This is a genomic window from Pseudoflavonifractor sp. HCP28S3_F10 (assembly GCF_052065415.1).
Lineage (GTDB): Bacteria > Bacillota > Clostridia > Oscillospirales > Oscillospiraceae > Pseudoflavonifractor_A.
Map to the genome: position 1 here is coordinate 1 of NZ_JBQHUB010000037.1, position 13426 is coordinate 13426.

Consider the following 13426-nt stretch of genomic DNA (forward strand, 5'->3'; position numbering starts at 1 on the left):
TTATAAAGGCTCTGATTTAGCCGGACTCCTTCACCGTGACGGTGGACTTGTTTATCCGTGAAGATGGACCGGAAACTCCGTGCAAGTGGACTTTATAACCCGAAATTTACATTTGATGAGGACGGACACATCTGTGTGAAAAATCCATCTGCTTTCTGGCTGCCGGAGTTCACTTTGCAGAAAGAGATCGGCGGCACGATCTACTCCGCCACAGGCACTTATGACGGAACGGAAACGCTGGATAAGAAGATGGAGCGCATTATGGCTGAAAAGTTTACAGAAAAGTTGGAGGATACCGAATGACAAATTCACAGACTCTTGGTACAATAGAAGCAACCAATCCTGTACTGGCAGTTGCCCCTTTGAAGGAGGAAACAGAAATGTTACGGGCAACTGATAAAATCACCGCACTCTACTGTCGCTTATCCGTGGAAGATATGAAAGAGGATAAAAAAGGCGGTAAGGAAGATGTGTCAAACTCTATCCAGAATCAAAAAATGATCCTGCTCCAGTACGCTAAGGAAAATCGCTTTCCTAACCCGACCTTTTTCGTGGACGACGGGTACAGCGGCACCAACTATGACCGCCCCGGCTTCCAAGCCATGCTTGCGGAGATTGAAGCGGGACGGGTGGCAGTCTGTATCACCAAAGACCTTTCCAGACTGGGACGAAATTCCTCGCTGACCGGGCTTTATATCAACTTCACTTTCCCGAAATACAATGTGCGATATATTGCCATCAACGACCACTTTGACACCATCGACCCCAACAGCACAGACAGCGATATTGCCGGTATCAAAAACTGGTTTAACGAGTTTTTCGCCAAGGACACCAGCCGCAAAATCCGGGCGGTGCAGAAAGCAAAGGGCGAGCGTGGTGTACCGCTGACGGTTAATGTGCCGTTTGGGTACATTAAAGACCCAGAGGACAAAACCAAGTGGATCGTGGACGAAGCAGCGGCTATGGTAGTGAGGCGGATCTTCAAGCTGTGCATGGAGGGGCGGGGACCGATGCAGATCGCAAAGCTCTTGCAGGAGGAAAAGGTTCTGAATCCCACCGCATATAAGCGGCAGATCGGCATCAAGACTCCAAGCCCGGAAACCGCTAATCCCTACCATTGGAACACCAATACCGTTGTCCACATTCTGGAACGGCGGGAATACACAGGCTGTACGGTCAACTTCAAGACCTACACCAATTCCATCTGGGACAGGAAGCAGCGGGAAACGCCTCTTGATAAACAGGCGGTTTTCTACAACACCCATCCGGCGATCATCGAGCAGGAAGTCTTTGACAAGGTGCAGGAGATCCGGCAGCAGCGTCACCGCAGGACGAAAACGGGCAAGAGCAGTTTGTTTTCCGGCATGGTTTACTGTGCCGACTGCGGAGCAAAAATGCGGTACTGCACCACCAATTACTTTGAGAAGCGGCAGGATCACTTTGTATGCGCCAACTACCGAAGCAACACGGGAAGCTGTTCGGCACACTTTATCCGAGCCGTTGTTCTGGAAGATTTGGTATGGATGCACATGAAAGCGGTCATCTTCTATGTGACACGGTATGAAGCGCACTTCCGGGCAGTTATGGAACACAAGCTCCTGTTGTCCAGCGAGGAAAAAATCTGTGCGAGTGTCAAGCGTCTGGAACAGGCGCAGCGGCGCATGGGAGAGCTTGACCGTCTGTTTATCCGCATCTATGAGGACAATGTGGCGGGACGCATCAACGACGAACGGTTCTCCATGATGAGCAGAAGCTACGAAACCGAGCAGGAGCAGCTTAAAGTGGAAATCCAGACCTTGCGGCAGGATATTGAAGTACAAGAACGACAGATTGAAAATTTGGAGCAGTTTATCCAGAGGGTACACAAATACAAGGACTTAGACGAGCTTACCCCCTATGCTCTGCGTGAACTTGTCAAGGGAGTTTATATCGAAGCCCCCGACAAGAGCAGCGGAAAACGGCGACAGAACATCCGCATTTCCTATGACCTTGTGGGCTTTATCCCGCTGAATGAACTGATGAAAGAGGAAACGGCATGACCGAAGCCATGCCGTTCCTGCAAAAATGCGATATTACTTTCTTACGACCCCCGCCCATTGGCCCCGGGCCGTTTTGGCGTAGTGTACCTTCCAGTGCGGACAAACGTCTCTCGTCCGGGGGAAAGGCGGGCCTCATGCCTTCTTCCGGCGTTTTGATGGGGAAAAGGGCCGGAAAGCCCATGATTTAATGCCTTTTTTTGCTTGACGAATACCATTCCCTATGGTATAATTCAAAATCGCGCAGGTGTGTCCGCTAAGTACGAAACCACCTGCCGTCACGATCATTTCAAAGACAGGAGGCGGGCCAGGTGTTGTCGGAACTGAAAGCAGGACACAAGGTCGTCGGCGTGAAGCAGACCAGGCGCGCGCTGGGCGACGGTAAAGCCGCCAGGGTCTTTGTGGCGGAGGATGCCGATCCCCGGGTCGTGGAGCCTGTGGAGGCCATGTGTGCCGAGCGGGGCGTACCCGTAGTGCGTGTAGCCCGGATGAAGGAGCTCGGCGCCGCCTGCGGCATTGCGGTGGGTTCTGCCGTGGCCGCGCTGCTGAATTGATTTTAACGGAATAATCCAAGGATGATTCTGTTAAAATAATAAAATCAACCATAAAAGAAAGGAGGAAACTACTCATGCCTACTTTTAACCAGCTCGTCCGCAAGGGCCGTGAGGCTGCGACCTACAAGTCCAACTCTCCCGCCATGCAGTACGGCCTGAACACCCTGAAGAACCGTGAGACCGATCTGCCCTCTCCCCAGAAAAGAGGTGTCTGCACGGCGGTTCGTACGGCTACCCCCAAGAAGCCTAACTCCGCTCTGCGTAAGATCGCCCGTGTGCGTCTGACCAACGGCTACGAGGTCACCGCCTATATCCCCGGTGTCGGCCACAACCTGCAGGAGCACTCTGTGGTCATGATCCGCGGCGGCCGTGTCAAGGACCTGCCCGGCGTTCGTTACCACATCATCCGCGGCACTCTGGACACCCAGGGCGTCAACGGCCGTATGCAGGCCCGTTCCAAGTACGGCGCCAAGCGGCCCAAGGCCGGCAAGGGCGGCGCGAAGAAGTAATCTTCCGCGGCACCGGCATCAGGTTTCGGCCTGAACATCTGAACTTGCATTGTGCGCTGAGCGCAAGGCAAATCGCCTTGCCGAGCGTTTACCATATAGGGGTAGACCTCGGAGAGGCACTGGACAAGCAGGCACTTGTCTTTACACGGGCCGCAGACGCGGTTCGAGTACCTATGAAATCATACTATGAAGGAGGGAAGCAAAGTGCCCAGAAGAGGTAATGTACCCAAGCGGGAGGTTCTGCCCGATCCGCTTTACAACTCCGTCCTGGTGACCAAGCTCGTCAACAGCATCATGCTGGATGGCAAGAAGGGCGTGGCCCAGAAGGTGGTCTACAGCGCTTTCGATATCATCAAGGAGAAGACCGACAAGGATCCTCTGGAGGTGTTCACCACCGCGCTGGAGAACATCATGCCGTCCCTGGAGGTCAAGGCCCGCCGCGTGGGCGGCGCCACCTACCAGGTGCCCATCGAGGTCCGGCCCGAGCGCCGTCAGACCCTCGGCCTGCGCTGGCTGACCAATTACGCCCGCGCCCGCAGCGAGAAGACCATGAAGGAGCGTTTGGCCGGCGAGATCATGGACGCCGCCAATAACCTGGGTTCCGCCGTCAAGAAGCGTGAGGACACCCACAAGATGGCCGAGTCCAACAAGGCCTTCGCGCACTACCGCTGGTAAGGGGGAGCTTGGACCATGGCTAGAAAAGTTTCCCTTGAGAATACCCGCAACATCGGCATCATGGCCCACATCGATGCCGGCAAGACCACTACCACCGAGCGCATCCTGTACTACACCGGCGTCAACTACAAGATCGGTGAGACCCATGACGGCACTGCCACCATGGACTGGATGGCTCAGGAGCAGGAGCGCGGCATTACCATCACCTCCGCCGCCACCACCTGCTACTGGAAGGGAACCAAGGATCAGTTCCCCCAGACCCGCATCAACATCATCGACACCCCGGGCCACGTGGACTTCACCGTCGAGGTGGAGCGCTCCCTGCGCGTGCTGGACGGCAGCGTGACCGTCATGTGCGCCAAGGGCGGCGTGGAGCCCCAGTCCGAGACTGTGTGGCGCCAGGCCGACCACTACAAGGTCCCCCGCATGATCTACGTCAACAAGATGGACATCATGGGCGCCGATTTCTACAACGTGCTGCGCATGATCCACGACCGCCTCAAGTGTAACGCCGTGCCCATCCAGCTCCCCATCGGCTCTGAGGATACCTTCCGCGGCATCATCGACCTGGTGGAGATGGACGCTGACATCTACTATGATGAGATGGGCAAGGACATGCGCGTGGAGGAGATCCCCGAGGACATGAAGGAGCTGGCCCAGGAGTACCGGACCAAGCTGATCGATTCCTGCGCTGATCTCAACGACGAGATCATGGAGCTGGCCCTGGAGGACCGCCCCATCCCCGAGCAGATGATCCGCGACACCATCCGCAGGGCCACCATCGACAACAAGATGGTCCCTGTTGTCTGCGGTACTTCCTACCGCAACAAGGGTGTGCAGAAGCTGCTGGACGCCATCGTGGATTATATGCCTTCTCCCGTGGACATCCCCGCCATCAAGGGTGTGAATCCCGAGACCGAGGAAGAGGATGAGCGTCCCGCTTCCGATGACGCCCCCTTCTCCGCCCTGGCCTTCAAGATCGCCACCGATCCCTTTGTGGGCCGCCTGTCCTTCGTGCGCGTTTACTCCGGCGTTCTCAACACCGGCACCTCCGTGCTCAACTCCACCAAGAAGCAGAAGGAGCGCATCGGCCGCATCCTGCAGATGCACGCCAACCACCGCGAGGACATCGAGTGCTGCTACTCCGGCGATATCGCCGCCGTTATCGGCCTGAAGAACTCCACCACCGGCGACACCCTGTGTGATGAGAAGCATCCCATCATCCTGGAGTCCATGGAGTTCCCCGAGCCTGTTATCCGCGTGGCCATCGAGCCCAAGACCAAGGCCGGCCAGGAGAAGATGGGCATCGCCCTGATGAAGCTGGCCGAGGAGGATCCCACCTTCAAGACCTACACCGATGAGGAGACCGGTCAGACCATCATCGCCGGCATGGGCGAGCTCCATCTGGAGATCATCGTCGACCGTCTGCTCCGCGAGTACAAGGTGGAGGCCAACGTGGGCGCTCCCCAGGTCGCCTATAAGGAGACCATCAAGAAGACCGTCGAGCAGGATACCAAGTATGCCCGTCAGTCCGGCGGTAAGGGCCAGTACGGCCACGTCCGCATCACCGTGGAGCCCAACGAGCCCGGCAAGGGCTACGAGTTCCTCAACGAGATCACCGGCGGCGTGATCCCCAAGGAGTATATTCCCGCCGTCGACGCCGGCATCCAGGGCGCCATGCAGGCCGGTGTTCTGGCCGGCTACCCCGTTGTGGACGTGAAGGTCCACCTGACCTTCGGCTCCTATCACGAGGTCGACTCCTCTGAAATGGCGTTCAAGATCGCCGGTTCCATGGCCTTCAAGGAGGCCTGCCGCAAGGCCGGCGCCTGCCTGCTGGAGCCCATGATGAAGGTCTCCGTCATCGTCCCCGACGAGTACCTGGGCAATGTTATCGGCGACCTGAACGGCCGCCGCGGCATGATCCAGGGCCAGGAGAGCCGTCCCGGCGCCACCCAGATCGACGCGCTGGTGCCTCTGGCCAACATGTTCGGCTACGCCACCGACCTGCGTTCCAGCACTCAGGGCCGCGGCCAGTACTCCATGGAGCCCCACAGCTACGTGGAGATCCCCAAGAGCATCGCCGAGAAGATCATTGCCGAGCGCGGCCGCAACAACGCCGACTGATCTCTGCCCCTGCGGCCCAAAAATGATGTTGCAATTTGTCCGTCAGTGGGATAAAATAGCATCATCATGCAAACCTTTTATTTGACGTATTTTATCTGATTTTAAGGAGGATAACCAAACATGGCTAAGCAGAAGTTTGAGCGCAACAAGCCCCATGTCAACATCGGCACCATCGGCCACGTTGACCACGGCAAGACCACCCTGACCGCCGCTATCACCAAGTATCTGGCTCTGAAGGGCCAGGCTCAGTACGAGGACTACTCCAGCATCGACAAGGCTCCTGAGGAGCGCGAGCGCGGCATCACCATCAACACCGCTCACGTGGAGTACGAGACCGATGCCCGTCACTACGCTCACGTTGACTGCCCGGGCCACGCCGACTATATCAAGAACATGATCACCGGTGCTGCTCAGATGGACGGCGCCATCCTGGTCATCGCCGCCACCGACGGCCCCATGGCTCAGACCAAGGAGCACATCCTGCTGGCCCGTCAGGTGGGCGTGCCCGCCATCGTGGTCTTCCTGAACAAGTGCGATCAGGTCGATGACGAGGAGCTGCTGGAGCTGGTGGAGATGGAGGTCCGCGAGACCCTGTCCGGCTACGAGTTCCCCGGCGACGACATCCCCGTCATCCGCGGCTCCGCTCTGAACGCTCTGACCTGCGAGGGCGGCGTGGACGATCCTGACTTCGCCTGCATCAAGGAGCTGATGGACGCTGTCGACTCCTATATCCCCACTCCCGCCCGTAACGATGACCTGCCCTTCCTGATGCCCGTCGAGGACGTCTTCACCATCACCGGCCGCGGCACCGTCGCTACCGGCCGTGTGGAGCGCGGCATCCTGAAGGCCGGCGAGGAAGTTGAGATCGTGGGCCTGACCGAGGAGAAGAAGAAGACCGTCGTCACCTCCATGGAGATGTTCCGCAAGACCCTGGACTTCATCGAGGCTGGCGATAACGCCGGCTGCCTGCTGCGCGGTATCTCCAAGACCGACATCGAGCGCGGCCAGGTCATGTGCAAGCCCGGCTCCATCCATCCCCACACCAAGTTCGTGGGCCAGGTTTACGTCCTGAGCAAGGACGAGGGCGGCCGTCACACCCCCTTCTTCAACAACTATCGTCCCCAGTTCTACTTCCGTACCACCGACGTGACCGGCGTCATCACCCTGCCCGAGGGCACCGAGATGTGCATGCCCGGCGATAACGTCGACATGAACGTGGAGCTGATCACCCCCATCGCCATCGAGAAGGGCCTGCGCTTCGCTATCCGCGAGGGCGGCCGTACCGTTGGTTCCGGCGTCGTCATCGACATCGTGGAGTAATTTCCAAACCTCAGAGGGAGGCGGCCTTTGGCCGCCTCCCTTTTTTAATGCTGGCGGCTGCTACTTTTGACAGAATGACATACCAATCGAGCCGGGGGCTGATCGAACCTTGCCCTTTTTCCGGGAATATGGTACACTGATACAGATTCTGAACATAAGGAGCGATGACCGTGTCCGCAACTCCTATTCCCAGTCCCACCACCAATATGCTCAGCGAGACCTTCCATGAGGTGGCCCAGTCCACCGGCCTGAACAAATTCCTGAGTAATTTTACCGGCTTTACCTGGGAGCGGCTGATTTTCGTGGCCATCCTCATTGGCTGTGGGCTCATCTTCATCAAGATCATTCAGCGCTTGATCAACCGGGTGCTGTCCCGCGGCAGGATCGAGCCCAGTCTGCACAGCTTTATCAGGACTACGGCCAATGTCCTGCTCTATTTCCTCTTTGTCCTCATCGTGGCCAGTTCGCTGAATATCGACGTCACTTCCCTGGTAGCAGTGCTGAGCGTTGCAGGCTTGGCGGTGTCCCTGGCCGTGCAGGGGAGCCTGTCCAATCTGGCCGGCGGCATCCAGGTGCTGGCGGCAAAGCCCTTCAAGGTGGGAGATTTTATTGAGACCAACAGCGTCAGCGGAACGGTGCGGGAGATCGGTATGTCCCATACCAAGCTGCAGACGGTGGATAATAAGGTCATCTATGTGCCCAACAGTGAGATCGCTGCGGCCAAGATCATCAACTACAGCGCCGAAGCCCGCCGCCGGGTGGATCTGACGGTGAGCGCTTCGTATGATGACAAGACCGAGGATGTGATCCGGGCCATCCGCGGCGTGATCGATGCCCATCCAAAGGCTCTGCGGGAGCCGGAGCCTTTTGTGCGCCTCTCGGCCTACGGGGACAGCTGTATCGAATATACCGTGCGGGTATGGTGCGAGACAGCGGACTATTGGGACCTCTATTTTGACCTGCTGGAGCAGCTTCGCGGCGCGTTTGACCGGAGCGGCATTACCATGACTTATCCACACCTGAACGTGCATATGGTGGAAAAGTAAGCGCGAATAGAGCGCCGACCGGGCGGAAAGGGAGCAAAAAATATGACAGAGCAGCAAACCATTACAAGAGGACTGAAGATGCTGGCCACAGCGGAGATCATTGCGGCCGGCATGAGCCTGGTTGCCGCGCTGGACCTGTTTTCCATCATTGAGCTGGGTCTGGCGGGTATCCTGGTCCTGGGGTTCCGGTTGGGGGGGCTTGCTTCCCTGCGCAGGGCCCGGGAGGAATACCGGAGAGCCTTTCTGCTGTCGCTGGCAGAGATCTGGATGAGCATCGTGGCCTCAGCGGGGATGTGGGCGGCGCTGCTGCTGCAGGCGGAGTGGGCCCTTGACCTGGTCACGGTGCTGGTCGGGATCATGAGCTGTGTCATGGGGTACCTGGTGGTACACTGTGTGTGCGCCGGGACCCTGGCTCTGCTCCATGGCCGGGGCCTGGAAAAGGCCGAGCAGAGGGGCGACATGGCCAGGAGCCTGTTCCTGGTGGTGATGCTCATGGTGGCGGTAGTGAACGTGATGGACCTCCTGCCTCTGCGGGAGGAGGTATTCCGGTTTGCCGGGACGCTCTCCAATGTGCTCACCACCGCGGCCTACGCCTTTTATGCCTGGTTCCTGCTGGAGAGCGGGGCGGGCCTTCGGCCTGCCCAGTAGAGCATACACAGACGGTCCGGGACATTTGTCCCGGACCGTTTTTTGTTTTCAGGTACCGTCCGGCGGGACACCGCCAAAAGGCGGAGCCCTGGGGATCGGCATGATCAGCCCGGGCGGGCCAGACCGTGGATAAAGCCGCCCAGATCGGTGGAGAGCACGTCGCCGCCGATGACGGTATTGCGGTAGATGAGAAGACCGGCCAGCACGCCGGATTCCCCGGAGGGGTAATTGGTGACGGTATAGGTATAGCGCTTGACACGCTTGCCGCAGTATCGGGTGAGGTCAAAACCCTGGCTGGCCTGCAGGTCCACATATTGGGTATAGGTGTCGTCAAATTCTTCGGGGATGACCAGTTCTTCCACCGAGACCGGATCGGGCGTGACCGTCCAGCCGTAAGAGGCGAGATAGGCTACCCGGTCCTCGTTGGTCCTGACCCCCTTGGGGCTCACCGCGGCGGAGGCTTCCGTATCCCGGCCGCGGAAAAAGCCGCCTGCCGTCAAAGCGGCGCCGCAGAGGAAAGCGGCCGCTATCACTCCGGCTGCCACCCGCTTCCGGGGCAGCCGTGCCGTCCAGATAAACACAGCGCAACGCTCCTTTTCATTCCGATGTCCTATGGTTATGTGCAGAGCGGGAAAAGTATGATAAAATATAAAAACGGTCCGCCCGGCATGGATGCCATCTCCGGGGCAGGGCCCTGATACTAATTTCAAATGAAATGCTTTCATTTGAAATTCCGTGTGCTGCGCGCACTGGTATCATGCGTGCCGCATGATACCGCGTCTCATAAAAACCTGACGCGCTTCACGCTATAAAAAGCTTTTCAAGCTTTTTATTAGGTTTTAGTATGAAACGGAGGACGCTATGGAACGAGTGGATAAGATACTGGCCGGTACCGGGCGCTGGTCCCGGCGGGAGGTCAAGGAGCTGATCCGGGCAGGCCGGGTGGCAGTGGGCGGCGCCGCGGTCCGCTCTCCGGACGAGAAGTATGACCGGGAGGGACTGGACCTGCGGGTGGACGGAGAGCCGGTCTCCGGCGAAAAATACGTCTACCTGATGCTGTACAAACCGGCAGGACTGGTTTCGGCCACTGACGATCCCCGCCAGCCTACCGTGCTGGAGCTGCTGCCGCCCCATCTGCGGCGGGTGGGACTCTTTCCTGCCGGGCGGCTGGACAAGGACACGGAGGGACTTCTGCTCCTGACCAACGACGGCGGTCTGGCCCACCGGCTGCTCTCCCCCAAAAAACATGTGGACAAGACCTATTTCGTCCGGGTGGAGGGCGCGCTGGACGAGGAGGACTGCGCGGCCTTTGCTTCCGGTATGGTACTGGGGGACGGGCTGGAGTGCCTGCCTGCCGGTCTGGAGCGGCTGGAGGCCCCCGATGAGGCCATCGTCACCCTGCGGGAGGGGAAATACCATCAGATCAAGCGGATGCTGGCCAGCCGGGGAAAGCCGGTGCGCTATCTCAAACGGCTGACCATGGGGCCTCTGCAACTGGACTCTGGACTGCAAAAAGGGGCCTGGCGCCCCCTGACGGCGGAAGAAATGGACCTTTTAGAGGCATATAGGCCCTGAAACAGAAAAACTAAATGGTTTATTTCGGCAATTTCAACAAAAAACTTTGCATAACCTATTGAAAAGCCCGAAAAAAGTCGGTATAATAATTTGCGTATGAGTGCAAAGGATGCGTGCGGATTTTAAGAGGGTTCCCAACGCAAGCCATGAAGTTGAGGGGGGCATTTAAAGATGTCTAGCAGGATTTTTCAGAGTGTGGTTCTCCAGATGAAGGAGAGTACGGACCGGCCCATCGGCGTCATCGACTCTGAGGGAACGGTGGTTGCCTGCAACGAGCTTACCTGCATTGGGGAGCGGTGGCCCGGCGTGGTCGAGACCGTCAACGGCGGTGAGGGCGGAACGGTTACCTATGAGGGCCGCACGTTCAAGACCCTGGCCGGCTGGGGTTCTCAATTTGATTATGCCGTCTTTGTCCGGGGCGACGACCAGGAGGCCAAGCTGGTGTGCTCCATGGCCGCGGTGGCCCTCAACGGCGCAAAGACCTATTATGAGGAAAAGAACGATAAGGCCACATTTATCAAGAATATCATCTCGGACAATATCCTCCTGGGAGACATCTATGTCCGTGCCAAGGAGCTGCATTTTGTCTCCGAGCTGCCCCGTGCCGTCTTCCTGATCCGCCAGGTGGAGAGCACCGAGGTGGCCGTTATCGACGTGGTGCAGAACCTGTTCCCCGATAAGCAGAGCGACTTTGTCCTCTCCATCAGCGAGACCGATGTGGCGCTCATCAAGCAGCTCCCCGACGGCAGCGAGGGGAAGGACCTCTATAAGATCGCCCGCCAGGTGGAGGAGGCCCTCACCGAGGAGCTCAACATCAAGGTGGTCATCGGCATCGGCACCATCGTGGGCCACATCCGGGACCTGGCCCGGGCCTACAAAGAGGCCTCGGTGGCCATCGACGTGGGCAAGGTCTTTGACACTGAGAAGTCCATCATCAACTATGAGAACCTGGGCATCGGCCGCCTGATCTATCAGCTCCCCACCACCCTGTGCGAGATGTTCCTGCAGGAGGTCTTTAAAAAGAACCCCATCGACGCGCTGGACCAGGAGACCCTGTTCACCATCAACAAGTTCTTTGAGAACAACCTGAATGTGTCCGAGACCGCCCGCAAGCTCTTCGTCCACCGCAATACCCTGGTGTACCGGCTGGAGAAGATCAAGAAGCTCACCGGCCTGGACCTGCGGGAGTTTGACGACGCCATCACCTTCAAGGTGGCCCTGATGGTCAAGAAGTATCTGATCTCCCGGGGCATTGACAACTGATCGATTACAGAAGATGAAATAAAATGTGCAGAATACAGAACGGAATCAAACGGACTCTGTATTCTGCATGTTTTCTGTGCAGTCCCTTTACATAAAGAGGTAGTTATGATTCGATTTATCGACGTCTATAAGTCCTACGACAACGGAACCAAGGCGCTCAAGGGCGTGTCCATGCGCATCGACGACGGAGAGTTCGTCTTTCTGGTGGGACCCTCCGGTTCCGGAAAATCCACCATCATCAAGCTCATCACCGCCGAGGTAGCCCCCACTGAGGGGCGGCTGATGGTGAACGGCTATAACCTAAATACCATCCGGCCCCGGCAGGTACCCTATATGCGCCGGACGCTGGGGGTCATTTTCCAGGATTTCCGTCTCATCGAGAAAAAGACCATCTATGAGAATCTGGTCTTTGCCATGCGGGCGGTGGGAGCTTCCCCCCGGGAGATCAAAAAGCGCATCAGCTACGTTTTGGAGCTGGTAGGGCTGGAGGCCAAGGCCGACCGCCGCCCCAGCGAGATCTCAGGCGGCGAGCAGCAGCGGGTGGCCATCGCCCGGGCGCTGGTGAACAACCCCAGCATGATCATCGCAGACGAGCCCACCGGCAATCTGGATCCGCAGCGTTCGCTGGAGATCATGATGCTGCTGGAGAAGATCAACGAGCTGGGTACCACCGTGCTGGTGGTCACCCACGAGAAAGAACTGGTCGACCGCTTCTCCAAGCGCGTGGTGGCCATCGAAAACGGTCGTATCATCAGCGACGGAACGGGCGGGTATTACGATAATGAGACGATTTAATAATTTGGCTTACTTCTTTCTGGAGGGCTTCCGCAACATTTTTACCCACGGGCTGATGTCCTTCGCGGCGGTGTGCATGATCGTGTGCTGCCTGCTCATCATGGGTTCCTTTTCACTGGTGGCGGTGAATCTGGACAACATGTGGGGCGACTATGAAAAGCAGAATGAGTTCCTGGCCTTTGTGGACGAGACCTATACCGAGGAGCAGGCCAGGGCTTTGCAGAGCCGGATCGAGTCCATACCCAATGTGGCGTCGGCGGCCTTTGTGAGCAAGGAGCAGGCCAAGGAGGACTTTGCCGCCGACAAGGCGGAGAACGAGCTCTTCGAGGGGCTGCCTGACACGGTGTTCCGGGACCGCTTCCGCATCCACGTGGTGGATCTGGAGCAGCTGGAGGCCACGGTGGAACAGGTGGGACAGATCACCGGCGTGGTCAAGGTCAACGCCTCCCCTGAGATCGCCCAGGGTTTCGTGGTGGTGCGCAACATTGCCAGCGGCGTGGCCCTGATCCTGGTGGGGATACTGCTGCTGGTGTCCCTCTTCATCATCACCAATACCATCAAGCTGGCCACCTTCAACCGCCGGGACGAGATCGCCATCATGAAGATGTGCGGCGCCACCAACGGTTTTGTCCGCTGGCCCTTTGTCTTTGAGGGGCTGATCATCGGCCTGTTCGGCGCGGTGCTGGCTTTTTTCCTCCAGTGGGGAGTCTATGTGCTCATCGGCCGGGCCATCGACAGCTCGGATACCATCCGGCTCATCACGGTGCTGCCCTTTGACAGGATGGCGGGCAGCGTGCTGGCCACCTTTGCCGCCACCGGCTTCGTCATCGGCGTGGGCGGCAGTGTGCTGGCCATCCGCAAGTTCCTTCAGGTGTAAGAGG

At 58.0% G+C, this 13426-nt stretch carries 14 protein-coding genes; 13 read left to right on the forward strand and 1 reads right to left on the reverse strand.

Annotation, left to right across the window (positions count from 1 at the left end; all coding sequences use genetic code 11):
* Positions 1-57 precede the first annotated feature (57 nt).
* The 9 genes from ACTNBZ_RS12625 (at position 58) to ACTNBZ_RS12665 (ending at position 8912) form a co-directional block, all read left to right on the forward strand.
* Entirely contained in the window at positions 58-303 is a 246-nt protein-coding gene (locus ACTNBZ_RS12625; RefSeq protein ID WP_441210402.1) for a hypothetical protein, read from the forward strand.
* Entirely contained in the window at positions 300-2039 is a 1740-nt protein-coding gene (locus ACTNBZ_RS12630; RefSeq protein ID WP_441210404.1) for a recombinase family protein, read from the forward strand. Before ACTNBZ_RS12625 ends, ACTNBZ_RS12630 begins: the two co-directional genes overlap by 4 nt.
* A gap of 308 nt (positions 2040-2347) precedes the next feature.
* Positions 2348-2590, forward strand: a complete 243-nt coding sequence (locus tag ACTNBZ_RS12635) for a ribosomal L7Ae/L30e/S12e/Gadd45 family protein (RefSeq protein ID WP_441210406.1) — start codon at positions 2348-2350, stop codon at positions 2588-2590.
* Between the two features lie 74 nt (positions 2591-2664).
* Positions 2665-3099: a 30S ribosomal protein S12 gene (rpsL, locus tag ACTNBZ_RS12640; RefSeq protein WP_441210408.1), complete on the forward strand. Its 435-nt coding sequence runs from the start codon at positions 2665-2667 to the stop codon at positions 3097-3099.
* Positions 3100-3303: 204 nt separating this feature from the next.
* Positions 3304-3774 (forward strand): 30S ribosomal protein S7, encoded by a 471-nt coding sequence (rpsG, locus tag ACTNBZ_RS12645; protein WP_441210410.1) that lies wholly within the window; start codon positions 3304-3306, stop codon positions 3772-3774.
* A 15-nt stretch (positions 3775-3789) separates the two neighbouring features.
* A complete protein-coding gene (gene fusA / locus ACTNBZ_RS12650) occupies positions 3790-5898 on the forward strand; it encodes an elongation factor G (protein ID WP_441210412.1) in 2109 nt (702 codons plus the stop codon).
* Between the two features lie 120 nt (positions 5899-6018).
* Entirely contained in the window at positions 6019-7218 is a 1200-nt protein-coding gene (gene tuf, locus ACTNBZ_RS12655; protein ID WP_441210414.1) for an elongation factor Tu, read from the forward strand.
* A gap of 164 nt (positions 7219-7382) precedes the next feature.
* Positions 7383-8264 (forward strand): mechanosensitive ion channel family protein, encoded by an 882-nt coding sequence (locus ACTNBZ_RS12660; protein WP_441210416.1) that lies wholly within the window; start codon positions 7383-7385, stop codon positions 8262-8264.
* 42 nt (positions 8265-8306) lie between these two features.
* Positions 8307-8912, forward strand: a complete 606-nt coding sequence (locus ACTNBZ_RS12665) for a hypothetical protein (protein ID WP_441210418.1) — start codon at positions 8307-8309, stop codon at positions 8910-8912.
* A gap of 104 nt (positions 8913-9016) precedes the next feature.
* On the opposite strand, the gene ACTNBZ_RS12670 is transcribed toward ACTNBZ_RS12665, so the two are convergent.
* On the reverse strand, positions 9017-9493 hold the full coding sequence (locus ACTNBZ_RS12670; protein ID WP_441210420.1) for a DUF4830 domain-containing protein: 477 nt from the start codon (positions 9491-9493) through the stop codon (positions 9017-9019).
* Between the two features lie 280 nt (positions 9494-9773).
* Between ACTNBZ_RS12670 and ACTNBZ_RS12675 the strand changes: the two genes are divergently transcribed.
* The 4 genes from ACTNBZ_RS12675 to ftsX all read left to right on the forward strand — a co-directional run bounded on the left by ACTNBZ_RS12675 (position 9774) and on the right by ftsX (position 13422).
* Positions 9774-10487 (forward strand): pseudouridine synthase, encoded by a 714-nt coding sequence (locus ACTNBZ_RS12675; protein WP_441210422.1) that lies wholly within the window; start codon positions 9774-9776, stop codon positions 10485-10487.
* 171 nt (positions 10488-10658) lie between these two features.
* Complete coding sequence (locus ACTNBZ_RS12680; RefSeq protein ID WP_441210424.1) at positions 10659-11750, forward strand: PucR family transcriptional regulator; 1092 nt, start codon at positions 10659-10661, stop codon at positions 11748-11750.
* Between the two features lie 105 nt (positions 11751-11855).
* A complete protein-coding gene (gene ftsE / locus ACTNBZ_RS12685) occupies positions 11856-12545 on the forward strand; it encodes a cell division ATP-binding protein FtsE (RefSeq protein ID WP_441210426.1) in 690 nt (229 codons plus the stop codon).
* Positions 12546-12549: 4 nt separating this feature from the next.
* Positions 12550-13422, forward strand: a complete 873-nt coding sequence (ftsX, locus tag ACTNBZ_RS12690) for a permease-like cell division protein FtsX (RefSeq protein WP_441210428.1) — start codon at positions 12550-12552, stop codon at positions 13420-13422.
* Positions 13423-13426: the final 4 nt, after the last annotated feature.

Excerpts from the sequence above, each read along its gene's own strand:
- ACTNBZ_RS12630 (WP_441210404.1), top strand. The coding sequence starts at position 300 with ATGACAAATTCACAGACTCTTGGTACAATAGAAGCAACCAATCCTGTA.
- rpsL (WP_441210408.1), top strand. The coding sequence starts at position 2,665 with ATGCCTACTTTTAACCAGCTCGTCCGCAAGGGCCGTGAGGCTGCGACC.
- fusA (WP_441210412.1), top strand. The coding sequence starts at position 3,790 with ATGGCTAGAAAAGTTTCCCTTGAGAATACCCGCAACATCGGCATCATG.
- tuf (WP_441210414.1), top strand. The coding sequence starts at position 6,019 with ATGGCTAAGCAGAAGTTTGAGCGCAACAAGCCCCATGTCAACATCGGC.
- ACTNBZ_RS12660 (WP_441210416.1), top strand. The coding sequence starts at position 7,383 with ATGACCGTGTCCGCAACTCCTATTCCCAGTCCCACCACCAATATGCTC.
- ACTNBZ_RS12665 (WP_441210418.1), top strand. The coding sequence starts at position 8,307 with ATGACAGAGCAGCAAACCATTACAAGAGGACTGAAGATGCTGGCCACA.
- ACTNBZ_RS12675 (WP_441210422.1), top strand. The coding sequence starts at position 9,774 with ATGGAACGAGTGGATAAGATACTGGCCGGTACCGGGCGCTGGTCCCGG.
- ACTNBZ_RS12680 (WP_441210424.1), top strand. The coding sequence starts at position 10,659 with ATGTCTAGCAGGATTTTTCAGAGTGTGGTTCTCCAGATGAAGGAGAGT.
- ftsE (WP_441210426.1), top strand. The coding sequence starts at position 11,856 with ATGATTCGATTTATCGACGTCTATAAGTCCTACGACAACGGAACCAAG.